The 21,529-nt window shown below is 71.2% G+C and carries 23 protein-coding genes and 1 tRNA gene; 10 read left to right on the top strand and 14 right to left on the bottom strand.

The window, feature by feature from the left end; all coding sequences use genetic code 11:
• Window positions 1–384 precede the first annotated feature (384 nt).
• Both thpR and AC4NMM_RS11310 read left to right on the top strand, forming a co-directional pair.
• Complete coding sequence (thpR, locus tag AC4NMM_RS11315) at window positions 385–972, top strand: RNA 2',3'-cyclic phosphodiesterase (protein WP_491924299.1); 588 nt, start codon at window positions 385–387, stop codon at window positions 970–972.
• Between the two features lie 86 nt (window positions 973–1,058).
• A complete protein-coding gene (locus AC4NMM_RS11310) occupies window positions 1,059–2,477 on the top strand; it encodes a HEAT repeat domain-containing protein (RefSeq protein WP_096394258.1) in 1,419 nt (472 codons plus the stop codon).
• Between the two features lie 27 nt (window positions 2,478–2,504).
• On the opposite strand, the gene AC4NMM_RS11305 is transcribed toward AC4NMM_RS11310, so the two are convergent.
• The gene (locus AC4NMM_RS11305) at window positions 2,505–3,335 is read right to left on the bottom strand and encodes a DUF7504 family protein (RefSeq protein WP_491924298.1); all 831 of its coding nucleotides are present in this window, start codon (window positions 3,333–3,335) and stop codon (window positions 2,505–2,507) included.
• Window positions 3,336–3,419: 84 nt separating this feature from the next.
• Window positions 3,420–4,721 carry a hemolysin family protein gene (locus AC4NMM_RS11300; protein ID WP_491924297.1) on the bottom strand — a complete coding sequence of 434 codons (1,302 nt, stop codon included), beginning with the start codon at window positions 4,719–4,721 and terminating at the stop codon, window positions 3,420–3,422.
• A gap of 170 nt (window positions 4,722–4,891) precedes the next feature.
• On the opposite strand from AC4NMM_RS11300, the gene serA reads away from it, so the two are divergent.
• Entirely contained in the window at window positions 4,892–6,496 is a 1,605-nt protein-coding gene (gene serA, locus AC4NMM_RS11295) for a phosphoglycerate dehydrogenase (protein ID WP_491924296.1), read from the top strand.
• A 101-nt stretch (window positions 6,497–6,597) separates the two neighbouring features.
• Here serA and AC4NMM_RS11290 read toward each other — a convergent pair whose 3' ends face one another.
• From AC4NMM_RS11290 to upp, 4 genes are all read right to left on the bottom strand, one after another.
• Entirely contained in the window at window positions 6,598–6,744 is a 147-nt protein-coding gene (locus tag AC4NMM_RS11290; RefSeq protein ID WP_157745943.1) for a hypothetical protein, read from the bottom strand.
• 61 nt (window positions 6,745–6,805) lie between these two features.
• On the bottom strand, window positions 6,806–8,089 hold the full coding sequence (gene thrC / locus AC4NMM_RS11285; RefSeq protein ID WP_491924295.1) for a threonine synthase: 1,284 nt from the start codon (window positions 8,087–8,089) through the stop codon (window positions 6,806–6,808).
• A gap of 105 nt (window positions 8,090–8,194) precedes the next feature.
• Window positions 8,195–8,410 (bottom strand): DUF7569 family protein, encoded by a 216-nt coding sequence (locus AC4NMM_RS11280; protein ID WP_004599263.1) that lies wholly within the window; start codon window positions 8,408–8,410, stop codon window positions 8,195–8,197.
• A gap of 120 nt (window positions 8,411–8,530) precedes the next feature.
• Window positions 8,531–9,208 (bottom strand): uracil phosphoribosyltransferase, encoded by a 678-nt coding sequence (upp, locus tag AC4NMM_RS11275; RefSeq protein ID WP_491924294.1) that lies wholly within the window; start codon window positions 9,206–9,208, stop codon window positions 8,531–8,533.
• 137 nt (window positions 9,209–9,345) lie between these two features.
• Here upp and AC4NMM_RS11270 point away from each other — a divergent pair, with 137 nt between their 5' ends.
• The gene (locus AC4NMM_RS11270; RefSeq protein ID WP_491924293.1) at window positions 9,346–9,546 is read left to right on the top strand and encodes a hypothetical protein; all 201 of its coding nucleotides are present in this window, start codon (window positions 9,346–9,348) and stop codon (window positions 9,544–9,546) included.
• A 36-nt stretch (window positions 9,547–9,582) separates the two neighbouring features.
• Here the strand turns inward: AC4NMM_RS11270 and AC4NMM_RS11265 are convergent, their stop codons facing one another.
• Complete coding sequence (locus tag AC4NMM_RS11265) at window positions 9,583–9,981, bottom strand: cupin domain-containing protein (RefSeq protein WP_491924292.1); 399 nt, start codon at window positions 9,979–9,981, stop codon at window positions 9,583–9,585.
• Window positions 9,982–10,095: 114 nt separating this feature from the next.
• On the opposite strand from AC4NMM_RS11265, the gene AC4NMM_RS11260 reads away from it, so the two are divergent.
• From AC4NMM_RS11260 to AC4NMM_RS11250, 3 genes are all read left to right on the top strand, one after another.
• Complete coding sequence (locus AC4NMM_RS11260) at window positions 10,096–10,782, top strand: DUF5828 family protein (protein WP_096394244.1); 687 nt, start codon at window positions 10,096–10,098, stop codon at window positions 10,780–10,782.
• 78 nt (window positions 10,783–10,860) lie between these two features.
• A complete protein-coding gene (locus AC4NMM_RS11255) occupies window positions 10,861–11,100 on the top strand; it encodes a DUF8001 family protein (RefSeq protein ID WP_096394243.1) in 240 nt (79 codons plus the stop codon).
• 52 nt (window positions 11,101–11,152) lie between these two features.
• Entirely contained in the window at window positions 11,153–11,527 is a 375-nt protein-coding gene (locus AC4NMM_RS11250) for a helix-turn-helix domain-containing protein (RefSeq protein WP_491924291.1), read from the top strand.
• A 12-nt stretch (window positions 11,528–11,539) separates the two neighbouring features.
• On the opposite strand, the gene AC4NMM_RS11245 is transcribed toward AC4NMM_RS11250, so the two are convergent.
• Both AC4NMM_RS11245 and AC4NMM_RS11240 read right to left on the bottom strand, forming a co-directional pair.
• Window positions 11,540–13,669 (bottom strand): alpha/beta hydrolase family protein, encoded by a 2,130-nt coding sequence (locus AC4NMM_RS11245; RefSeq protein ID WP_491924290.1) that lies wholly within the window; start codon window positions 13,667–13,669, stop codon window positions 11,540–11,542.
• Window positions 13,670–13,780: 111 nt separating this feature from the next.
• Window positions 13,781–14,374 (bottom strand): IMP cyclohydrolase, encoded by a 594-nt coding sequence (locus tag AC4NMM_RS11240; RefSeq protein ID WP_491924289.1) that lies wholly within the window; start codon window positions 14,372–14,374, stop codon window positions 13,781–13,783.
• 185 nt (window positions 14,375–14,559) lie between these two features.
• Here AC4NMM_RS11240 and AC4NMM_RS11235 point away from each other — a divergent pair.
• Window positions 14,560–14,632 (top strand) — tRNA-Gln (locus tag AC4NMM_RS11235).
• A 99-nt stretch (window positions 14,633–14,731) separates the two neighbouring features.
• Here the strand turns inward: AC4NMM_RS11235 and cgi121 are convergent.
• From cgi121 to AC4NMM_RS11220, 3 genes are all read right to left on the bottom strand, one after another.
• Entirely contained in the window at window positions 14,732–15,349 is a 618-nt protein-coding gene (cgi121, locus tag AC4NMM_RS11230) for a KEOPS complex subunit Cgi121 (RefSeq protein WP_491924288.1), read from the bottom strand.
• Entirely contained in the window at window positions 15,346–17,811 is a 2,466-nt protein-coding gene (locus tag AC4NMM_RS11225) for an ATP-dependent DNA helicase (protein ID WP_491924287.1), read from the bottom strand. Before AC4NMM_RS11225 ends, cgi121 begins: the two co-directional genes overlap by 4 nt.
• A 511-nt stretch (window positions 17,812–18,322) precedes the next feature.
• A complete protein-coding gene (locus AC4NMM_RS11220; RefSeq protein WP_096394237.1) occupies window positions 18,323–19,000 on the bottom strand; it encodes a class I SAM-dependent methyltransferase in 678 nt (225 codons plus the stop codon).
• Between the two features lie 66 nt (window positions 19,001–19,066).
• Between AC4NMM_RS11220 and AC4NMM_RS11215 the strand changes: the two genes are divergently transcribed.
• Entirely contained in the window at window positions 19,067–19,510 is a 444-nt protein-coding gene (locus tag AC4NMM_RS11215; protein ID WP_491924286.1) for a DUF2391 domain-containing protein, read from the top strand.
• 28 nt (window positions 19,511–19,538) lie between these two features.
• Here the strand turns inward: AC4NMM_RS11215 and AC4NMM_RS11210 are convergent, their stop codons facing one another.
• A complete protein-coding gene (locus tag AC4NMM_RS11210) occupies window positions 19,539–20,114 on the bottom strand; it encodes a magnesium transporter (protein ID WP_096394235.1) in 576 nt (191 codons plus the stop codon).
• The gene (locus tag AC4NMM_RS11205) at window positions 20,111–20,683 is read right to left on the bottom strand and encodes a magnesium transporter (RefSeq protein ID WP_096394234.1); all 573 of its coding nucleotides are present in this window, start codon (window positions 20,681–20,683) and stop codon (window positions 20,111–20,113) included. The genes AC4NMM_RS11210 and AC4NMM_RS11205 overlap by 4 nt, the downstream gene beginning before the upstream one ends.
• A gap of 224 nt (window positions 20,684–20,907) precedes the next feature.
• On the opposite strand from AC4NMM_RS11205, the gene AC4NMM_RS11200 reads away from it, so the two are divergent.
• Window positions 20,908–21,486 carry a DUF7090 family protein gene (locus AC4NMM_RS11200; protein WP_096394233.1) on the top strand — a complete coding sequence of 193 codons (579 nt, stop codon included), beginning with the start codon at window positions 20,908–20,910 and terminating at the stop codon, window positions 21,484–21,486.
• The last annotated feature ends 43 nt before the right edge of the window (window positions 21,487–21,529 follow it).

Below are 21,529 nucleotides of genomic sequence, written 5' to 3'. Positions count from 1 at the left end.
GGCCGCCCCGGCGGCCGCGAACGGCACCGCGCGAGGGAGTCGCCCGGCCGGAGCGAAGCGGAGGCCGGGCGACGAGGCTGGGGAGGGGTGAGGTTTCGGTGCCGTGCGGTGCGGGGCGGGACTCAAAGGGGCAGCCGTGAGGCCGGCGGAGGCGATGTAAGCACCGCAGGGAGCGAACGGAGTGAGCGACCGAGGAGCACAGCGAGCGTCCGCCGGCCTCACGGCTGGGGCTTTGGAGGCGTTCTCTGTAGGTCTATTATCAGGCGTATATAGCCGGACGGCTGGGACTTTGGAGGTGTCCGTCTCGCTGAGAGTAGTTTATAAATCAACGAGCGACACTACGCCAGACACTTATAAACAAACTCGATCAAAAACTCACACGTAATGCGAGCGTTCTTCGCCGTCAACCTCCCCGACTCCCTCGCGCCTGCCATCGCAGACGCGCAGGCCCCATTCGCGGACGCACCCGGCGTCAACCCCGTCGACCCCGAACAGGCGCACGTGACGCTGAAGTTCCTCGGCGAGGTCGCGGAGGGCGACGACGCCGGTTCCGACGACACCCCCACCGTCGACGACGTCATCGAGGCCGGCGAGCGCGCGGTCGACCGCGCCACCGTCTCCCCATTTAAATGCGCAGTCGCCGGCCTCGGCGTCTTCCCGAACCGCGAGTACGTCTCGGTCGTCTGGGCCGGGGTCGACCGCGGCGGCGACGACCTCGCCGCGCTCCACGAGGCCCTCGAAGTCGAGACGACCGCGCTCGGCGTCGACCCGGCCGACCACGACTTCACGCCGCACGTGACGCTGGGCCGCGTCGAGAACGCGACCGGGGCCGAGGCGGTCCGGGACGCGCTCGACGCGACGGACCCGGAGGTCGGATCGTTCTCGGTCGACGAGATCCGGCTGGTCGAGTCGACGCTGACCGCGTCGGGACCGGAGTACGACACCGTCCGAGAGTTCGGGCTCGGACCGTGAGGTCCGGCTCGCCGACCGGCGTCGATTCTCACCGGTGATAGCCGCGGGCGTACGTTTAACGTACCGGATCGGTGAGGGGTTCACAGATGGACGACAGGCCGCGATCGGAGGGCGCCACGGGATCGGCGGAGAGCGGCGGCGCCGGGCGGAGCGGCCGACCGACCGACGGTGACCCCCCGGCGCTGGCGCGGCTCGACCGGCGGTTCGACGCGTCGGCGCGGCGCGAGGCGGCCGAGGCGCTCGGCAACCCCTCCAGCTCGATGAGCGCCGCCGCCGAGCGGATCGTCGAGGCGCTGTTCGAGACCGCGCTCGACGACCCCGACGAGGCCGTCCGCGCGGCGGCGATCGAGTCGCTGTACTTCCACGGCGACGACCACGTCGACCGGCTGGCGCGGCGGATCGCGAAGCGGCGGGGCGACGGCGAAGACGGGGCGAACGGCGCGGGCAGCGGATCCCGGGCGGCGGGACGCGATGCCGCGGAGACGTTCGCCCGGTGGCTGGAACACGATCGGGCCGCGTATCGGATGGTCGCGGCGACCGGGCTGGCGGCGGTCGGCGGGAGGGGTGCCGCACCCCGGCTCCGCGAGGCGTTCGACGACGACGACGCCCGAGTCCGCGCCCGGGCCGTCAGGGGATACGCGCGGGTCGGCGGCGAGGCGGTCGAGGCGGTCCGACCGCTGGTGAACGCGCCGAACGACCTCGTGCGCGGCGCCGCGGCCGACGCGCTCGTCGCGATGGACAGCGACGACGCGGTCGAACTGCTCGCGCTCGCGGCGCGGCGCGGGAACGAGCGGCTCCGCCTCGTCGTCGTCGAACGACTGGGAGCGCTCGACCGACGGGACGCGACCGGGGTGCTGATCGGGTCGCTACGGGACCCCTCCGAGGCGGTCCGCCGGGCGGCCGCGAGGTCCGTCGCCGCGGTGGTCGCCGGGGCGGACGCGGTCCCCGCGGGCGACGTTCGCGACCGCCTCCTCACCGAGCGACCGTTCGAGACCGACGGCCCGCTCGCGGTGTTCCGGGCGGTCGCCGCGGAGCGAACCGCGGCCGACCGGGCGGGAGAAAGCGGGAGCGCGGTCTCCGGATCGCGAGAGCGCGTCGACGCCGAGACCAAGCGGTACGCGGCGTGGCTGTACTGTGAGCTCCTCGAAGCGGCGGACCCGGCCGCCGCCGACCGGTCGACCGCGGTCGAGTGGCTGATCGACGCGCTCGACCACCGGGACCGACTGGTTGCGGACCTCGCCGCCGCGTACCTGCCGCGGATAGCCTCGGCGGACGGGTCCGCGGAGGGGCCGGACCGCGGGAGCGAACCGCCGCTCGGCGTCGACGTCGAGCGAAAGCTCCGGGCGCTCGCGAGCGACGGGACCGCCTCCGAGGCGGCGCGGGAGCGCGCCAGAGCGGTGTTGCGACGGTTCAAGCGGGCGGTCGTCGAGGCGGCCGCGGACCGGCACGTGGAGTACGTCTACGTCCGCTGGCCCGCGGACTACACGGAGAGCTACGAGGGCTAGACGGGCGAAGAGTCGGAGAGACGGCGCCTACGGCCGGCGAACGAACCGGCCGTCGTCGACCGCGACCGTCAGGTCGATCGTCTCGTCGAGGAAGTTCAGGACGGTGGCGACGTTTCGGTCCGCGTCGGCGTCCACGTACAGCTGTAACACTCCCTCTGCGTCCGCGAGGCGGGCAGCGAGCATGCGAACGAACGCGACCGCGCGCTCGACGTCGAAGGCGGCGACGATCTGGCCGAAGACGCTCACCTCCAGCGAGACGCGCTCGCCGGACTCGTGGTTGGCGTCGAGGATCCGCGAGACGGTCTCGCCGACCTCGTCGGGGGAGAGGCGCGGGTCGAGCTCGACGAGCTCGACGTCGAGCCCCTCGAAGTCGACGTCGGGGGTCGCCTCGAAGTCGTACTCGCCGGTGGTGACGATCACCGTCCGGCGGGGCCACGACGCGAGGCGCTCGTCGAGCGTGCGGACCAGTCGCTCCGGCGTCGGCGTCACGGCGACGACGAGCCCCGCGGCGCCGTGAAAGTGCGTCCGGAGCGCGTCGGCCTCGCCGCCGGTGGGCGAGGCGTCGACGCGGACGACGCCGTCCCATCCCAGCCGGTCGGCCACGTGGACCCCGTCGGCGATCCGGTCGACCACGTGGTCGTGGAGGTGCGCCTTGAACTCGGCGACCGCGCCGTCCGTGTCGTAGGCGGTCTTGGCGGTGGCGCAGTACGGGCAGTCCCAGCTCACGCGGAAGTCCGACTTCGAGAGCGCGTCCGAGTGGTGGGCGAGCAGGTGCGACCCCGTCACGTCGGCCATCTCCGAGCGGTCCCGCGTCCACGCGACGAACCCGCACCGGTCACACGCCCAGCGGCTCACCATGATCGAGAACGTGTGTTCCGGGACCCGCCGGACGCAGATGTATGTTGTGTTATGTGTGTGGTGCCGCGCGGGCGACGGCGACGGTCACGCGGAGCCCGCCGGCTCGTCGCCGCTCCCGCGAGCCGCGGCGAACCCGTTCTCGTCGGCGTGTTCGACCCGGACGCGGGTGACCCGCGTCGCGGTCGCGCCGGTGACGGCGAGCGTGACGTCGCCGACCGCGACGCGGTCGCCCTCCCGGGGCAGTCGGCCGAGCTGTCGGGTTATCAGGCCCGCGACCGTCTCGGCGCCCGCGCCCGCGGGCAGCGAGAGCCCGAGCGTCTCGTTGAGGTGCGTCACGGTCGTCCAGCCGCGGACGACGGCGGCGTCGGGCGCGACCACGTCGACGGCGTCCGTCTCCCAGCGCCCGACCAGCTCGCCGACGACCTCCTCGAAGAGGTCCTCCAAGGTCGCGATCCCGACGACCGCGCCGTGCTCGTCGACGACGATCACCATCCGCGCCTCGCTCGCGCGCATCTCGGCGAACAGCTCGTCGAGCGGCTTCGTCTCGGGGACGAACGCCGGCTCGCTGAGCGCGCTCGCGAGATCGGCGCCCGACTCGTCCGCGCGGATCGCGTCCCGGACGTCGACGATCCCGACCACGTCGTCGCGGTTCTCGCCGTAGACGGGCATCCGGGTGACGCCCTCGCTCGCCGCCCGCGAGAGCGCGTCCGCCGGCGTCGCGGTGTCGGGGAGCGCGACGACGTCGGTCCGCGGGACCATCACCGCGGCGACGGTCGTGGTCTCCAAGTCGAGGACGCCGCGGATCATCGCGCCCTCGTCGGGGTCGAGCGCGCCCGCGGCCTCGCCCGACCGGACGAGCGTCGCGATCTCCTCGCGGGAGAGGTACGACTCGATGTCGGACTCCCCGCCGGTGAAGCGGTTGACGACGCCCGACAGCGCCTCGAACACGTACAGGACGGGGCGGAGGACGCGCTGGATCGCGACGACGACCCGCGAGACGCGGAGCGCGTGCTTCTCGGCGTTCGCGACCGCGTACGACTTCGGCGCGATCTCGCCGAAGACGATGACGAAGAGCGAGGTGACGAGCGTCGACCCCGTGGCCGCCTCGCCGCCGGAGAACCCGAAGCGGACGAACACCGCGGTCGCGACCGAGGCGGCGGCGATGTTGGCGACGTTGTTGCTCACTAAGGCCGTGACGAGGAAGCGGTGCGAGTCGTCGCGCAGCGCCGACAGCGCCCGGGCGCCCGGGGCGTCGGTCGCGACGAGCGAGTCGATCCGGTGGGTCGGCACGGAGAACACCGCGAGTTCCGAGCTGGAGAAGAAGGCGCTCACGGCGGTCAGCGCGAGGATGGCGCCGACGCCGACGAACGCGATCGTGAGGTCCATACGACCACATGCGCCCGGGTATAAAAGGGAGTACCGACGGCGAGGATACCCACGAACGCGCATTCTCCACCGGAAACGGAGGGGTCGATACCCACGAGCGCGGATCCGTCCGGGCGGCAAAACGGCGCGATTCGGAAAGCGTTAACCCCGCGCCGCGGGTGCGTTTCGGCATGAAGGTACTCGTGACCGACCCCATCGCGGACGCGGGGTTGGACCGACTCCGAGACGCCGGCCACGAGGTCGTCACCGACTACGAGAGCGAGGGCGACGCGCTGCTCGACGCCGTCGCCGACGCGAACGCGCTGATCGTTCGGTCCGGGACCGACGTGAACGAGGCCGTCTTCGAGGCCGCGACCGACCTCGTCATCGTCGGCCGCGCCGGCATCGGCGTCGACAACATCGACATCGAGGCCGCCACCGACCACGGCGTCATCGTCGCCAACGCGCCCGAGGGCAACGTCCGCGCCGCCGCCGAACACACGGTCGCGATGACGTTCGCCGTCGCGCGCTCGATCCCGCAGGCGCACGGGCGCCTCGTCGGCGGCGAGTGGGCGAAAGGCGAGTTCCTCGGCACCGAGGTGAACAACAAGACGCTCACCATCGTCGGCCTCGGCCGCGTCGGCCAGGAGGTCGCCAAGCGGCTCGACTCGCTCGGGATGGACCTCGTCGTCTACGACCCGTACATCTCCGAGGAGCGCGCCGAGCGGATGGGCGCCGAGCTCGTCGAGGACCTCCACGACGCGCTCGCCGCGGGCGACTTCGCGACGATCCACACCCCGCTCCTCCCCGAGACGGAGGGGATGATCGGCGAGGCCGAGCTGGCCCAGCTGGAGGGCGGCTACCTCATCAACTGCGCCCGCGGCGGCATCGTCGACGAGGACGCGCTCGCCGAGGCGGTCGACGACGGCGTCCTCGCGGGCGCCGCGCTCGACTCCTTCGCCGAGGAGCCGCTCCCCGCGGACTCGCCGCTGCTCGACGTCGAGGATATCGTCCTCACGCCGCACCTCGGCGCCTCGACCGAGGCCGCACAGGAGAACGTCGCGGTCGACACCGCGGAGGCCGTCCTCGCGGCGTTCGACGACGAGCCGGTCTTGACCGCGCTCAACGCGCCCTCGGTCGACGAGAGCGCCTTCCCGCGGATCGAGCCGTACATCGACGTGGCCGAGACCGCCGGGAAGGTCGCCGCCCAGCTGCTCGACGGCCGGATCACCGAGGTGGAGGCGACCTACGAGGGCGACATCGCCGCCGAGGAGGTCGACCTCGTCACCGCGAGCGCCCTGAAGGGCGTCTTCGAGCCGCTGGAGTGGCAGGTGAACGCGGTGAACGCGCCCCGGCTCGCCGAGGAGCGCGGCATCGAGGTGACGGAGTCGAAGACCCGACAGACCGACGACTTCCAGAGCCTCGTCCGCGTCACCGTGCGCAACGGCGACGACGAGATCGCGGTCGAGGGAACGCTGTTCGCCGGCGAGGACGCCCGCATCGTCCGGATCGACGGGTTCCGCGTCGACGCGGTCCCGTACGGCCACATGCTCGTCGCGCGCAACACCGACGAGCCGGGCGTCATCGGGCTCATCGGCACCGTCCTCGGCGACCACGACGTGAACATCGCCGGGATGTTCAACGGGCGCGAGACGCAGGGCGGCGAGGCGCTCACCGTCTACAACCTCGACTCGGCCGTCCCCGACGCCGCGATCGATGAGCTGCTCGCGGACGACCGGATCGTCGAGATCACCGAGATCACGCTGGACGGCGCCGACGAGCGCGCCGACGAGTAGGCGTCTCGCACCCTCTCGAACACAACCGGCAGTTTCCGGGCGGGTTTCCTAGTGGGCGTTTCGATTTATAAGCGAAAGTGTCGAATGTCCGAATAGTCCGGTCACTCATCGTCCGACTCGTCGCCTCGGTCGGGTTCGGTCTGATCGAGTAACCGTTTGAGAACCGCGTCAACGGGCTCCTCCCCGAGCTTCCGCCGATGGAGCCGATCGTACGTCTCCTCGCTGATCTCGATCCGTTCGCTGGTCACGCCGTTGGCTGTTTGTGAGACGAACAACTAAAATTCGATGCTGACGCCCCTCTGGTCGATTTTACTCGTGTAGGTGCTCGACGACCGCGTCCACGTCGTTCGGGACCGGTTCGGGGTCGCCGCCGGCCTCGTAGGCGGCGTCGGGGTCCTTGAGGAGGTGGCCGGTCGTCAGGCAGACCACTTGCTCGTCGTCCGCGACGACGCCCTCGCGGCGGAGCTTCCTCAGGCCCGCGAGGCTCGCGGCGGAGGCGGGCTCGACGCCGACCCCCTCCTCGGCGAGGTCGCGCTGGGCGTCGGTGATCGCCTCGTCGCTCACGGCGACCGCGGTGCCGCCGGTGTTGCGGATTCCGGGGATCGCCTTCGGCGCGTTGACGGGGTTGCCGATGCGGATCGCGGTCGCGCGCGTCTCGACCTCCTCCCAGCGCCGGATCTCGTCGTTCCCCTCTTCGATCGCCTCGACCATCGGGGCGGCCCCCTCGGCCTGGACGCCGGTGAGCTTGGGGACCTCGTCGACGGCGAGCGCGCCCGACTGGACGAGCTCGCGGAATCCCTTGTACAGCGCCGAGGTGTTGCCCGCGTTGCCGACGGGGAGGACGATCCGGTCCGGGAACGCGCCGTAATCGGCGTAGAACGCCTCTAAGATCTCGAAGCCGATCGTCTTCTGCCCCTCTAAGCGGAACGGGTTCAGCGAGTTGAGCAGGTACGCCTCGCCCCGGGCGGCCAGCTCCTGAACGATGTCGAGGCAGGCGTCGAAGTTGCCGTCGACCTCCAGGATTCGGGCGCCGTGGAGGCTCGCCTGCGCGACCTTCCCGGCGGCGACCTTCCCCTGGGGGAGCAACACGAGCGTCTCCATGTCGCCGCGGCCGCCGTAGGCGGCGAGCGCGGCAGAGGTGTTGCCCGTCGAGGCGCACGCGAGCGCGCCGACGCCCAGCTCCTTCGCGACGCGGACGCCGACGGTCATTCCGCGGTCCTTGAACGAGCCGGTGGGGTTCATCCCCTCGTGTTTGATCCGGAGCGCGTCGACGCCCACCGCCTCCTCGATGCGCGGGACGCGGTGGAGCGGGGTGTCGCCCTCGGGGAGGGTGACCCCGAGGTCGAAGGGGAGCGCCTCGCGGTAGCGCCAGACGCCGCGGTCGGGGCCGTCGGAGGGCGCGCCCGCGCCGAACTCGTCGAACGTCGGCGGGTCGGCGTACCGCACTTCGAGCAGGCCGCCGCAGTCGTCGCAGGTGTACCGGACGTCGTCGAACGGGGCGAACGTCTCGTCGCACTCGATACACGCGAGCCACGTCCCGTCGGCGGCGCAGTCGGGCGCCGCCGGGGCCGGGGCGTCGATGGCGAGATCCATTACGTCGAGGTCCGTTCCGCCGCGGCTTAAGACGGGCGGTCGGAACGGACGTTGCCGGCCGGAACGAAGGTGTTCGGTCGTCGGCCGGAACGAAAGTGTTTGGTCTCAGTCGACGATGATCTCGGAGGTGTCGTCGCCCTCGTCCCCGCCGGAGCCGAGGCGGTCCTGATAGCGCTGGATCCAGTCGGCGAAGCAGTCGGGGCAGAGCCGCTGGGTGTCGATGTTCGCCCGGTCGACGCTCAGCCGGACGGTGCGCGAGAGCGCGTCCGTCGTCGGCTCGCCGCAGGCGTCGCAGGGCTCGGTCGTCGGCGCGTCGCTCATGTCGTACCGGTCGCGGCGGCGGCTCTTAAAAGTACGTCGACGGGTCGGGGACGGCGACGAGGGGACGGGGGACGGCGCCGGGAACGCCGGAGGATGGCACCGGAACTGTCGGACTGAGCCTCACACCGTCCGGAACGCGCGGTCGCCGGCGTCGCCGAGGCCGGGGACGATGAACCCGTCGTCGTCGAGGTGGTCGTCGATGGCGACGGTCAGCAGGTCTGCCTCGGAGACGGCCTCGCTCACGCGGACGAGGCCGGCCGGTGCGGAGACCGCGGAGAGCACGAACAGGTCCTCGAAGTCGTCGGCCTCGTCGAGGACGTGGTCGAGGACGGCGACCATCGTCGATCCCGTCGCGAGCATCGGGTCCGCGACGATGACGGTGTCCTCCGGGCGGATCTCGGGGAGCTTCACGTAGTCGATGGTGATCGGGAACTCGCCGTCCGCGGTCATCCCGGCCTCCTCGTCGCGGCCGGCGGAGATAACCCCCTGCTTCGCGCGGGGGAACGCCTTCAGGAGTCCCTCGACGAACGGGGTCGCGGCGCGAAGGACGTTGATGATCACCACGTCGTCGAGCCCCTTCACGCGCTCGCCGGTCGTCTCCGCGAGGGGGGTCTCGACGGGGACGTACTCCGTCTCCATCGCGCCGTCGATGATCTCGTAGCCGCAGATGCGGCCGAGCTTCACGAGCCCCTTTCGGAACGCGACCTGCTCCGTCTCGACGTCGCGCAGCCGCGAGAGGGTGTCCGTCGCCAGCGCGTGCGTGATGAGGTGTGCGTCGTCTCGGTCTTCGATCGTCATTGTCCGAAATCCAGCCCGGAACGGTCTTAAAACGTGGCGAATCGACCGCTCGCTGCCCGTCCGACGGGCGGCGAACGCACGGTCGGCGGTCGGTCCGAGCCGATACGTTGATACGCTGCGGTCGTCGAACTCGCGATATGGTACTGTCCGCCTCCACCGTGTCGCTGGTCAGCATCGCGATGACGGTGCTGATGGTCGCCGCGATGCTGTACTTGGTCTGGGGAGCGCTCGACAGCGACATCCACAGCCCGAGTCCCGGCGACACCGAGGAACCGGAGCTGGAGGAAGGTGAGGAATCGGGAGAAGAGCAGGAGCTGCCCGAAGGCAACGCCGCGTAACAGAGCGGCTCGTTTCGCGGGCGGACCCGTCCGTTTCTACGGTCCCGGTACCGACTCGTCCGCCCCCGACTCGTGGACGACGACGTCGTCTGTCGCCGGGGGCGCGCCGACCGCTAACACGGTCGTCGGGTCCGTCGCGTCGGCCGGGTTGTACGCGCGCTGCGGGCTGCCGGGGTCGACGACGAACAGGTCGCCGGTCGGAACCTCGTAGGTCTCGTCGGGCGTTTCGACCGCGAGCGTCCCCTCGATCACGTAGAACGCCTCCTGTTGGGTCTCGTGGGCGTGGTACGCGAGCGGGAGCTGTTCGCCGGGGTCGGCGCGGAAGCGGTTGATCGCGACGGCGTCGAGTCCGCCCGGGTCCGACAGCTTCCGGCACTCGCAGGGACGGTCCGGCTCCGGTTCGACGGCGTCGACGTCGACCACGCGGTATCCCATGCGAACACCTCCCGCGGCGGCCGCAAAAGGGCGTCGGCCGCGAGAGCGGCGGCGTCTCCGGCGGCGACACGCGAAGAGATTTATACGCGTCCGTATCCTACCCCGGGCCATCCGATGGAAGAGAGCATCTCCGGCTTCAAGGTGCGCGGCGACTGGGGCGACGTCGTCGAACACGGCGAGCGGATCGCCCTCGCGCTCCGGGAGGTCGGCGTCGACGGCGACGCCTACTACGAGTTCGACGAGTGGCGTCCCAAGACCCACGAGCGCATCGACGAGGACGTCTCGGAGAAGACCGCGGCGCAGGCCTCCGTCGACGAGGGGAAAGGCGAGCGCGCGGGGAAGTCGCCGGGAGACGACCTCCAGACGGCCGGGGAGAAGCTCACGGAGTCCTACGAGAAGGTCGAGGAGAACGACACGGAGAGCGCCCGCGAGAGCTGGGGGGAGTCGATCGAACACGTCGCCCGCGCGGCCGACTCGGCCAGCCGGAAGGCGCTCCGGAAGGTGGAAGACGCCGTCTACCGGAACGTGATGACCCAGATGGCGCCGTACTACTTCGACAACGAGCTCGTCAGCGCGAACATCCAGGAGGTCGCCCGCGCCGAGGACGGCGAGACGTTCGTCTTCGAGGTGAACGTCAACGACGACGAGCTGAAAGGCGAGGTGTCCGAGGTCCTCGGCGAGTACGAGTCCGAGATCGACCGCTGGCACGTCGAGACCGAGAAGCGGACCGACGACGTCGCGGCCGCCGAGGGCGTCGAGCCGCCCGCCGAAGAGGGGGGCCCGGACTCGACGACGACGTGAGAGCGGTTAGCGACTCGGTCCCCGAAAACGCCGAGACGCATCGGTCGCTTTTAACTCGCCGACCGCCGAATCACACCCATGAGCGAGGTACTCCGAGTCGAGGCGGGCGAGCTGTCCGCGGACGAACTCATCGACGCGCTCAACGACGGCCGGCGGATCCTCGTCGACGTCGAGGTCGCCGGGGCCAGCCACGAGGTCGCCCTCCGCTACGACGGGGAGACGTACCACTGCGACACGCCGACGAACCTCCATCGGCACGCGGACGAGTCGGGGATGCGGGGCTGCATCGACCAGATGGGGTACGCCGCCGAGGAGTGACGCCGTCGACCAGAAACCGACATTTAACCTCGCCGCGCGCGAACCGGGTCGCATGAGCGATCCCGAGATCGAGGACCTCGTCGGCGACACCTCCCCTTCCTTCGAGCACGTCCTCTCCTGCGTCTTCGGCGTGCGCGACCACGAGAGCCGCGCGTACCTCGAACTGCTCGAGTACCCGGGCAGCACCGTCTCGGAGCTGGCCGACGCGCTCGACCGGGACCGGTCGAACGTGAACCGGTCGCTGTCGACGCTCCGCGAGAAGGGGCTCGTCGAGCGCCGGCGGCGGCTGCTCGACTCCGGCGGCTACGTCTACCAGTACACCGCGATTCCGGTCCCGGAGGCCAAGCGCCGGCTCCACGACGCCCTCGACGAGTGGGTCGGCGACGTCCACGACGCCATCGACGCGTTCGAACCGGACGAGCGCTGAGTTCGCTTTCCCTTACTCTTCCGCCTCCTCTCCGTCCGCGCCCGCGGTCAGCCCGTCGTCGTCGGGGCGGTCGAGCGCGCGCTCGGCGTCGTGGTGGTCGGAGTAGCCGTCGAACCAGCGGGCGATGCGCTCGATGCGGTCGACGACGTGCCCGGGCTCGCCGGACCGAGAGAGTTCGTGGCCCTCGCGGGGGTACCTGACGAACCGCGTGTCGACGCCGTTCTTCCGGAGGATCCGGTGGTACAGCTCCGCTGTACAGATCGGCGTCCGCGTGTCGTCCTCGGAGTGGACGAGGAGCGTGGGCGTGTCGACCGCGTCGGCGTGGCCGGTCGGCGACTGCTCCCAGAGCCACCCGGGCTCCTCGGAGGGGACCGTGTCGAAGTCGCCCTCGACGAGCTTGTAGGCGGCGTCGGTCGAGCCGTAGAAGCCGGTGAGGTCGTAGACGCCGCGCTGGGCGACCGCCGCCCGGAAGTAGTCGGTCTGCCCGACCGTCCACGAGGCCATGAACCCGCCGAAGGAGCCCCCGGTGACGAAGGCGTTGTCGGCGTCGACCTCCGGGCGGTCGGCGACGGTCTCGACGCCCGCCATCACGTCGTCGAGGGTGACCGCGCCCCAGTCGCGCTCGATGGCCTGCGTGAACGCCTCGCCGTAGCCGGTCGAGCCGCGGGGGTTCGACCAGAAGACCGCGTAGCCGCGGGCCGCGAGCGTCTGGAACTCGTGCCACATCGTCCCCGCAGTCGACCACATCGCGTGCGGGCCGCCGTGGATCTCGACCGCGAGCGGGTACGGCTCGTCGGCGCCGTCGCCGGCGGCCGCGTCCCCGTCGCCCGAACCTGCCGGCGGCGTCAACAGCCACCCCTGGATCTCCACCCCGTCCGACTCGAACCGGAGTTCCTCGGGCTCGCCGACCGCCCGCTCGGCGAGGTAGTCGGCGTTCAGCTCGGTCAGGCGGGTCGTCTCGTCGGCCGCGGCGTCGTAGGCGAACGCGTCGCCCGGGTGGTCCCACTCGCTCGCGGCGTACGCGACGGTGACCGACTCGGGGCCGGCGCCGGCCTCGCCGCCGACGGTCGCGCCAGAGACGGTGCCCGGTCGGATCAGGCGTTCGGGGTCGGCGCTCCCGTCCGCGGGGACGTGCCACAGCGCCGTCTTCCCCTCGTCGGGCGTCGCGAAGTAGATCGTCTCCTCGTCGGGCCCCCACCCCGGCGTCACGTCGCGGCCGAGCCCGCGGTCGATGCCGCCGGTGAGGTCGGTGACCGCGCCCGAGTCGGCGTCGAGGACGCGGAGGTCCGTCGGCTGCATCGACACCTGCTCCGGCTCCGCGTGCGTGAACGCGACCCGGCCGTCCGCGGTCGCCGCGAGGTCCGCGCCCCAGCCGGTCGTGGTGTGGACGCGCTCGGCCTCGTCGGCCGCCAAGTCGTGGGCCCAGATCGCGATCTCCACGGAGTCGTCGGGGTCGTCGCCGACCGCCTCGGTGTAGTACAGCGTGTCGGCGTCGCCCCACGACGGGCCGGCGAAGTCGGCGTCGCGGTCGGTGACGCGTTCGACCGCCCCCGACTCGGCCGGGTCAGGGTCGGTGACGCCGCCGACGCTCGCGTCCGCGTCGACGACGTACACGCCGGGGCGCCGGCCGTCGAAGTACCGCTCGGCGGAGCGGTAGACGGTTCGGTCGACGACGCGCGGGTCGGGGTGCTCCTCGGGCTCGTAGCCGTCCGGGACGGCGAGGTCGCGGTCGGCCTCGCGGTCGTCCGCGGTCACGGACTGGACGAACGCGATCCGCTCGCCGTCCGGGGACCACGCGATCCGCGAGACGCCGCCGACGACGTCGGTGACGCGGCGGGCCTCGCCGCCGGCGACCGGGAGGACCCACAGCTGCTGACGGTCGTCGGCCGCGCCGCGGGTGGAGGTGAACGCGAGCCGGTCGCCGGAGGGGCTCCAGCGCGGCTCGGCGTCGGACCCCTCCGGGATGGTGAGTCGGCGCGGGTCGCCCTCACCGTCGGCGTCGACGAGGTAGACGGTCGTCTCGTACTCCTCGTCGTCGGTCGGCTGTCGGCGCACGAAGGCGACGCGGTCGCCGTCCGGCGAGATCCGGGGGTCGGACGGGACCGCGATGTCGTGGTAGTCGGCGGCGGTGATCGGTTCCATAGGACTCACTCGGACGGGGGAGGCAAAAGGCGTCGGGAGCCGGAAAGGCGGGCGGCGGTCCCGCCTCCGCGGTCGCCGAGTCGGACCGGTCGCCCGCGGGAGCGCGGCCGGTCAGTCGTCGCCGTTGTCGAACGCCAGCGAGACGCCGCCGTCGTCGACGGTCGCGCCCGCGGCGCAGACCGGGTGTTCGAGGTCGGCGCCGAGCAGTTCCGTCGCGACCGACGGTGCGTCGGTCGCCGTCAGGTCGTACGGCTCGGGCGCGTTCGTCTCGTAGGTGGCGACGACGGTTGGCTCGTCGACGGTCCTGACGAGCAGCGCGTCGCGGCGGACGGTGCCGATCGCCGCCGCGTCGACGCCGACGACGCCGGCGACGCGGGGCGTGTCGTAGTCGTCCTTCTCGAAGTCGAGCGCGAGCAGCGCCGACGCGAGCGCGTCGCGGGCGGGGTAGCCGCGCTCCAGCTTCTCCGCGATCGGGTCGACGTGCGAGCCGTTGCCGAGGGCCGCCAGCGGCTCCTCGGTCGGCGTCTCGACCGCCCGCGCGCAGTTGTAGGAGACGTAGGGGTTGTCGGTCCCGGGCGCGTCCGGCGTCGGGCCGACGGTGAGCGTCTCGCCGCGGTCGCGGACGCGGCGGTTCGGGAACGAGCGCGAGGAGACGCGGTAGCCGCCGATTCCGGGCGCGACGACGACGAATCGTCCGACGTACATACAGCTTCGTGCGGATTGGGTCGTGTAAAACGCGTCGATATACCCACGAACGCGATCCGCAGGCGGCGCGAGGCGAACGGCGACCCCGCGACGGGGAGACCGTCGCACGCGGGAGCGTCAACCGATCGCACGGCGGCCGCAACGCGCAACGCTTACAAAGACGTACTGGCTACCGATAAGTGCGCAGTCCATTGGGGTAGTGGCCAATCCTGTTGCCTTCTGGGGGCAACGACCCTGGTTCGAATCCAGGATGGACTACTTCTCTCGTTTTCGCTTCGCTTGGAACCGAGCGGCGACCCCGTCTCTCGGTCTCCAGTCGAAACGAAGGGGTGGCAGACATCGGTCCCGAACCCGCGGTCACTTCTCGACGTCGAGCAGCGCGACGCGCTCGCGGACGACGTCGATGAGGTCGCCGTTCGTGGCGGCGAGTTCGCGGTCGGTGACGCCGTAGAACTCCCGGACGCGGTCCTCGTCGAACGCGGTCCCGAGGTCGGCTCCGTCGGTGATTTCGGTCGAGCCGGCGGCGAGTTCCCGAACCGCCTCGACCGCGCCGTCGAGGTCCGCGGTCGGTCGGTCGGCGCCGGGGACCTCGCCGAAGTCCGCGACGAGGACGACCGCGGCGCGCTCGCCCTCCGAGACGCCGAGTTCGAGCGCCCGGTCGATCTGCCGGCGACCGGCGGCGTACAGGAGGACCTCGACGCCGGGGTCGCGCGCGACCGCCTCGCCGCGGGCGATCGACCGCGCGGCGAGCCGCGCCGCCTCGCGGAGCTGCGTCGCGGAGACGACGAGGCCGGCGTCGAACGCCTGGACGATCGCGCCGGTCTCCACGGCGATTTCGTCGAGATCGGCGAGGAACGCGTCGAGGTCGGCGATCGCGAAGGTGCCGCGGACGAGGCGGACCGCGGGGTCGGGCGCCGGCTCGCCGTCGGCGTCGGGCGCCGGCTCACTGTCGACGTCGACAGCCGGGTCAGTCATCCGAAATCACCCAGACTCGCCTGCCCGTCGCCGTCGCCGTCGGCGTCAGCGCCCGCGGTCGCCGCCGCGCTCGCCGAGCGGTCCGGATCGACGCCGTCGAGGGACGGGTCCTCGCGGCCGGCGTTCTCCAAGATACGCTCCGCAGTGCGCTCGCGGCCGCGGAGCGCGCCCAGCACGACCGCCTTGTCGGCCTCCCGGAGGTCGGCGCGGCTCTCGATGCCGGCCTCGAAGAGGCGGCGGGCGCGCTTGCGGCCGACGTTGCGGACGCCGGCGAGGTCGAGCAGCTCCTCGCGGACGCCGTACTCCAGCCGCTTGCGAGCCTCGCGGACCTGAACGACGACGTCGCCGTCGATCCCCTCGACGTCGCGGGCGAGCGTCTCGGCGGCGCGGAGGAGCCACTCGGCGGTGTCGACCTTCCCGCGGATGTCGCCCGGTCCGACGCCGTAGCGCTCCGCGATCCGGTCTTCGTCGACCTCGTTCGCCCAGTCTTCTAAGAGGCGCCCCGTCTTCAGCGCGGCGAGCCAGTCCTCGAAGCGCACGTCCTCGTACTCGGAGGGCACGTCGCCGAGGAACTCCGCCTCGCGCTCGTAGCAGACCTCGGTGTACTCCTCGCGGTCGCCGGACTTCAGGTACAGCTCGTAGGTGTCGGGGGTCCGGCTGACGAGGTGATAGAGGCCGAGCGGGGTGACGGTGGGGCCGTCGTCGGCGTCCGAGTCCGCCGCCGCCTCGGCGTCCGCGTTGCCGTCCGCCTCGTCGTCCGCCCGCGTGTACGTCGTGAACCCGGCTTCGTCGGCGCCCGCGTCGGGGTCGGCGTCCGCGCCGGCACCGTCGGCGGGGACGAAGTCGCCGGCGGCGTCCTCGTCGTCGCCGTCCGCCACGGTCCGCAGGCCGTCGAGGATCTCGGCCGCGCTCATCGGGTCGAGGTAGAGCCGCGAGACGGTGTGGCCGATGCCGGTCGCGGCGAGGCCCTCGCTCCCGCCGTCGCGGTCGCGGTCGACGAAGCCGTTGACTTCGAGGTAGTCGAGGACGGTGTCGGTGACCGCGGCGAGGCGCCCCTCGTCGTCGGTCTGGGTCGCGTAGAGGGTGTTATCGAGGAAGGAGAGCAGCCCGTCTCGGGTGGCCGCGAACCCCGAGGCGACCGTCGCGAGGACGTGCGTCCGGAGCGCGGGCTCGGCCGCCAGCTTCGAGCGGACCGGCTCGGGGTCGGCCCAGACGTACCGGTCGAACAGCTCCTCGCGGGTGTCGGCGCTGTTCGCGAGCAGCACCGCCTCGCCGTAGGGGTCGAGCCCGGGGCGGCCCGCGCGGCCGCACATCTGGTGGACTTCGAGGACGTCGAGGGGTTGCATCCCGCCGAACTCGCCGTCGTAGCGGCGCCAGTCGCGGACGATCACCCGGCGGGCGGGGGTGTTGACGCCGGCCGCGAGCGTCGGCGTCGCGGAGACGCACTTGATCAGGCGGTCGCGGAACGCGTCCTCGACCAGGCTCCGGTGTTCGCTCGCGAGGCCGGCGTGGTGGAACGCCGACCCCTGCTCGACGGCGTCCGCGAGGTCCTCCGAGGTGTCGGTGTCGGAGACGCCGCGGATCTCCTCGGCCAGCTCGCGGAGGCGGTCGCGCTCGTCGTCGGTGAGCCGCGGGCCGGTCACGTCCGTGAGCTTGCGGGCCGACGACTCGGCGTTGCGCCGGGAGTTGACGAACACGAGCGAGGAGCCGCCCTGCCCGTCCTCCTCGGTGTCCAAGGCGTCCGCGACGAGCCGCGCGGTTTGGTCCTCGCCGCGCTCGACCGGCACCTCGCGCCGGCTCCCGTCGTCGAACTCGATCGCGTTGCCGAAGTGGACGCCCGTCCGGAGCTCGATGGGGCGCCAGTCGGACTCGACGAGCTCGGCGTCGAGCCAGTCGGCGATGACGTCGGCGTTACCGACGGTCGCGGAGAGCGCGACCGTCTGGAGGCCGGGGTTCACCTTCCGGAGCTTCGCGAGGGTGACTTCGAGGGTAGGGCCGCGGTGGGAGTCGTCGACGAGGTGGACCTCGTCGCTGACGACGCAGGTGAGGTCGTCGATCCACGGCGCGCCGTTGCGGATCAGCGAGTCCACCTTCTCCGAGGTGGCGACGATGATGTCGCGGCTCGCGAGCCACTCGCCGTCGGAGTCGTAGTTGCCGGTCGAGACGCCGACCGTGACGCCGAACTCCTCCCAGCGCTCGAACTCGGCCTTCTTCTCGCTGGCGAGCGCGCGCAGCGGAACGATATATAAGGCCTTCCCGCCGCGCTCGATCGAGGAGAGCATCGCCAGCTCCGCGATCAGCGTCTTCCCCGACGCGGTCGGCACGGCCGCGACGAGGCTCTCGCCGTCGACGACGCCAGCCTCGACCGCCGCCTGCTGGGGCGGGTACAGCTCCGCGACGCCCTCCGCTTCGAGCGCCTCGCCGACGCCCGCGGGGAGCCCGGAGAGCGAACTCGGTTCCATTACCGGAGTCTGGACCCCCACGCGATTTAAACCGTCGGAACCGCGCGATGATGGGCGACGGGAGGCACGACCGCGACCGCCGACGGCGACGGTTATTTATAAGTAGATCCGCGGTGGCGCGTGCCTGCGAGGCCGCCCCGCGGCCGAGCAGCACCGCGCGAGGGAGTCAGTCGCCGGAGCGAAGCGGAGGCGACTGACGAGGCTGGGGAGGCGTGAGGTGCGGTCGCTGTGCGGGGCGGGACTCGAAGGGGCAGCCGTGAGGAGGGCGCAGGCGACGTAAGCACTGGAAGGAGCGAACGAAGTGAGCGACTGAAGCGCGCAACGAGCGTGCGTCCTCCTCACGGCTGGGGCTTTGGAGGCACTCTCCAGCGATCCGCGGTCAACTATTTATAAGTAAACGGCTGGGGCTTTGGAGGTGATCGCCGCCGAACTGCGATCGGCTATTTATAAATAGACTACGCAGTTTTTGGAGGCAATTACCGCGCCGCCGCCGCCCATTTATAAACCCGGATCAAGGTGCCACGCCGACCGTCAACAGCGTCCCCCACGTGCGGTAGCGGTCGACCATCGCCTCGCGCGTCTCATAGCCCTCGGTCGGAAACTCCGAAGCCTCCGGAATCTCGGTCTCGCGGTCCGGGATCGCGTCCTGCTCGGCGACGTACAGCCCGGCCTCGCGGAACGCCTCGCGGTACTCGTCGCGCGACCACAGCGTCATCTCGACCGAGATGTTCTCCTGCCACGCGTGGGACGTCTCGCTCTCCTCGAAGTAGTTGACGGCGCAGTAGAACGTCCCGCCCGGCTTCAGCACCCGACGAACCTCTTCGAGCGTGTGGACAGGATCGCTCGCATAATAAAAGGCCTCCATCGAGAAGACGTGGTCGAGGGCGTCGTCGGCGAAGGGAAGTTCGTCGAAGTCGCCGACCAGGAACCCGACCGCGCCGTCGTCAGTGTACCCGCGGGCGTTGTTCGCCATCTCGGGCGCGCCGTCGAGGCCGTAGCCGCGGCCGATGCCGCGCTCGCGGAGCGCGCGGAGCGCGTAGCCCGAGCCGGTTCCCAGATCGAGGACGGCGTCGCCGTCCTCGACCGGCATCCGCGCCAAGACGTGTTTCGCGGTGTGCCAGTGGCGGTCCTCCATCCCGCGGTCCTTCCCGCTCGCCGCCCACTCGTCGAACTCCTCGCGGACGCTCATACCGGCCGAACGGGGAGAGCGGTGAAAAGCGGCGGTGTTTTACCGGCTCCCGTTCCGCTAGGGGGTATGAAGCGACCGCGAGCGCTCCGCCGCCCGAATTTCCGGGTGGCCGACATGGCCCAGCAGTCGGTCGGCGGCTTCCTGCTCGCGGGGCCGTTCGTCGTCACCGCGGAGGTGTGGGAGCTCGCCGCGGGGATGAACTGGATCCAGGCCGCCGTGACCGCCGGGCTCGTGGCGCTGATCGGGTACGCCGCGCTGTACCGGGCCGACACCGGCCGCGACGTCGACGAGGAGCCGGACCTGGTTGGGGTTCCGACCCGGTTCGTCTCGCTGATGACGGTCGCGTTCGGCTCCGTCCTCCTGCTCGCGCTGATCTTCGACGCGCCCCACACGTTCCTCGTCGAGGGGGGAATCGGCGACGGCGAAGTGGTGGCGACGACCGCGAAGGCCGTCGCCGTCGGCGCGGTGTTCAGCGTCGTCGGCGCCGCGACCGCCGACAGCGTGTTCTGATCGGCCCGCGGTTCGACCGGGACCCGACTCACAGCACGACCGAGACCACCGCGAAGAGGATCAACACCCCGGCGACGTCACAGAGGTTCGTCACCACGGGGATCGTCGTGTCGTCGGGGTTGAGCCCGACGCGGTAGGAGACCTCGACGGCGGCGACGCTGGCGACGACGACGAGGACCGCGAGCGCCAGCCCGGAGGCCAGCGAGATCAGCAGCACTCGGCCGAGCGCGAGCGACCCGCCGAGCGCGAGCCCGATCGCCCACGCGGCGACGCCGACCGCGCCGAAGACGGTCGCGGCGAGCGCGAACACCGCGCCCGCGTTCGCCCGGAGCGCGGGGTTCGACGGGCTGAGCTCGTAGGTCCCGAGGTACAGCTGGGTCGTGAGCCGCGAGCAGGTGATCGACGCGAGGTTGCCGGCCGTCCCGATCTGGACCGGCACGAGGACCAGGAGGGCTGGATACCGCAGCAGGACCGCCTCGTAGGTCTCTAACACGGTCCCGGAGACGAGCTGGAGCACCGACAGCGCGGCCAAGAGCGGGATCATCGTCCGGACGATCCGCCGTATCGACCACTCGTCGACGGGGGTCGACCGGGGCTCGGTCACGAGACGGCCCCCACGACGGCCACTCCGACGAGGAGGAAGAACACCCCGAACACGTCGCCGAGGGTCGTGACGACCGGCCCGATGACGTTGTCAGGGTCGAGTCCGCGGCGGTAGCCGACGAAGATGACCGAGATGAGCACGGAGATCATCAGCACCGCCGAGAGGAAGCCGGCGACGACCATCACGCCGACCAGCTGGAAGAGACTCCCGCCGTCGCCGAAGAGGACGAGCGTGAGGTAGGTGACGACCGCGATGAACACGGAGACGGTCATCCCGTTGAGGAAGGAGGCGACGACCGCGTTCGTGAGCCGGCGGTCCGGGCGGAACCGCGGCTCGATGAGCCCCTGGTGGAGCCCGGTGGAGAGCCGGGCGCCGAGCGAGCCGTACACCCCGCCACGGGTGGCGAGGAACGCGGGCAGCAGCAGGAGAAGTCCGGGGACCTCCGCGATGTTCGCGCGCATCGTCTCGGAGGCGAGTATCGTCCCCGCGAACAGCCCGGCGATCAGGCTGACGGCGATAACCGGGAGCGCCTGCCGATAGACGTCGCGCGCGGTGTCGTGCCCGGGCATCGAACGCACCGACGGCGGGCGGGGCAAAAAAACCGACCGCCGCGTCGGAGCCGGCGTCGAGGGAGCGGTCCCGTGCGTGTCGGAATCTCCAAACGAAACGGTGGGGTGTGAGTGGCTGGCGCACACGACACCGGCCGACCGCGACGCGGGCGGCCCGGCCGCGTCCGACGGTCTCGGACGGCTCCGGCCCGCACCGTTAAGTCGGTCCGGCGAGTTCCGATCCCATGGACTACTCCCTCGCCGTCGAGAACGGGCCGGAGACGATACCGGGCGGGACCGGACTCCTCCTCGTCCACCCGAGCATCGGCGAGACGGACCGGATCGACACCGACTTCTTAAAAACCGACACCGACGCCTTCCTCGTCGTCTCGACGCGGACCACCGCGCGCGAGGTCGAGCAGAAGCTGGAGTACTACGACGTCGACGAGACGAAGGCGACCATCCTCGACACGCTCTCCGTCGAGCGCGGCTACTCGCGGCGCACGTCCGACGAGGTCTACTACGTCTCCGCGCCGGACGACCTCGACGGCGTCGTCGACCGCGTGGAGCGGTTCCTCACCGAGAACGAGGGGAAGCGCCGCGTCTCCGTCGACTCGCTCACCGAGATGGCGTACTACGCCGACGACGACGCGGTGTACGAGGCCGCCGCCGAGATCCTCGACCTCCTCGACGAGCACGACGCGGTCGGGATCTTCCACCTCTCCGAGGAGGTCCACGAGGTCGCGACGCTCGACCGGTTCCGCGAGCTGTTCGACGGCGTCATCGACCTCGACGGCGAAGGCAACGTCGTCGTCGACGTCTGAGCGGCGGCTTCGCCGCGGGCGCCCCGCTTTCGCTCCGGGGGGC

The organism is Halorubrum sp. SD41, assembly GCF_058630335.1.
The sequence above is the reverse complement of the archived record's forward strand: the minus strand, read 5'-3'. Positions and strand labels throughout refer to the sequence as shown.

What these genes read in the sequence shown, in the direction of transcription:
- AC4NMM_RS11270 (WP_491924293.1), top strand. Translation starts at nt 9,346, where the DNA reads ATGGTACTGTCCGCCTCCACCGTGTCGCTGGTCAGCATCGCGATGACG.
- AC4NMM_RS11225 (WP_491924287.1), bottom strand. Translation starts at nt 17,811, where the DNA reads ATGGAACCGAGTTCGCTCTCCGGGCTCCCCGCGGGCGTCGGCGAGGCG.
- AC4NMM_RS11305 (WP_491924298.1), bottom strand. Translation starts at nt 3,335, where the DNA reads ATGGTGAGCCGCTGGGCGTGTGACCGGTGCGGGTTCGTCGCGTGGACG.
- AC4NMM_RS11265 (WP_491924292.1), bottom strand. Translation starts at nt 9,981, where the DNA reads ATGGGATACCGCGTGGTCGACGTCGACGCCGTCGAACCGGAGCCGGAC.
- AC4NMM_RS11250 (WP_491924291.1), top strand. Translation starts at nt 11,153, where the DNA reads ATGAGCGATCCCGAGATCGAGGACCTCGTCGGCGACACCTCCCCTTCC.
- AC4NMM_RS11200 (WP_096394233.1), top strand. Translation starts at nt 20,908, where the DNA reads ATGGACTACTCCCTCGCCGTCGAGAACGGGCCGGAGACGATACCGGGC.
- AC4NMM_RS11300 (WP_491924297.1), bottom strand. Translation starts at nt 4,721, where the DNA reads ATGGACCTCACGATCGCGTTCGTCGGCGTCGGCGCCATCCTCGCGCTG.
- thpR (WP_491924299.1), top strand. Translation starts at nt 385, where the DNA reads ATGCGAGCGTTCTTCGCCGTCAACCTCCCCGACTCCCTCGCGCCTGCC.
- AC4NMM_RS11260 (WP_096394244.1), top strand. Translation starts at nt 10,096, where the DNA reads ATGGAAGAGAGCATCTCCGGCTTCAAGGTGCGCGGCGACTGGGGCGAC.
- AC4NMM_RS11310 (WP_096394258.1), top strand. Translation starts at nt 1,059, where the DNA reads ATGGACGACAGGCCGCGATCGGAGGGCGCCACGGGATCGGCGGAGAGC.
- AC4NMM_RS11280 (WP_004599263.1), bottom strand. Translation starts at nt 8,410, where the DNA reads ATGAGCGACGCGCCGACGACCGAGCCCTGCGACGCCTGCGGCGAGCCG.
- AC4NMM_RS11205 (WP_096394234.1), bottom strand. Translation starts at nt 20,683, where the DNA reads ATGCCCGGGCACGACACCGCGCGCGACGTCTATCGGCAGGCGCTCCCG.
- AC4NMM_RS11215 (WP_491924286.1), top strand. Translation starts at nt 19,067, where the DNA reads ATGAAGCGACCGCGAGCGCTCCGCCGCCCGAATTTCCGGGTGGCCGAC.
- serA (WP_491924296.1), top strand. Translation starts at nt 4,892, where the DNA reads ATGAAGGTACTCGTGACCGACCCCATCGCGGACGCGGGGTTGGACCGA.
- AC4NMM_RS11240 (WP_491924289.1), bottom strand. Translation starts at nt 14,374, where the DNA reads ATGTACGTCGGACGATTCGTCGTCGTCGCGCCCGGAATCGGCGGCTAC.
- thrC (WP_491924295.1), bottom strand. Translation starts at nt 8,089, where the DNA reads ATGGATCTCGCCATCGACGCCCCGGCCCCGGCGGCGCCCGACTGCGCC.
- cgi121 (WP_491924288.1), bottom strand. Translation starts at nt 15,349, where the DNA reads ATGACTGACCCGGCTGTCGACGTCGACAGTGAGCCGGCGCCCGACGCC.
- upp (WP_491924294.1), bottom strand. Translation starts at nt 9,208, where the DNA reads ATGACGATCGAAGACCGAGACGACGCACACCTCATCACGCACGCGCTG.
- AC4NMM_RS11255 (WP_096394243.1), top strand. Translation starts at nt 10,861, where the DNA reads ATGAGCGAGGTACTCCGAGTCGAGGCGGGCGAGCTGTCCGCGGACGAA.
- AC4NMM_RS11245 (WP_491924290.1), bottom strand. Translation starts at nt 13,669, where the DNA reads ATGGAACCGATCACCGCCGCCGACTACCACGACATCGCGGTCCCGTCC.
- AC4NMM_RS11220 (WP_096394237.1), bottom strand. Translation starts at nt 19,000, where the DNA reads ATGAGCGTCCGCGAGGAGTTCGACGAGTGGGCGGCGAGCGGGAAGGAC.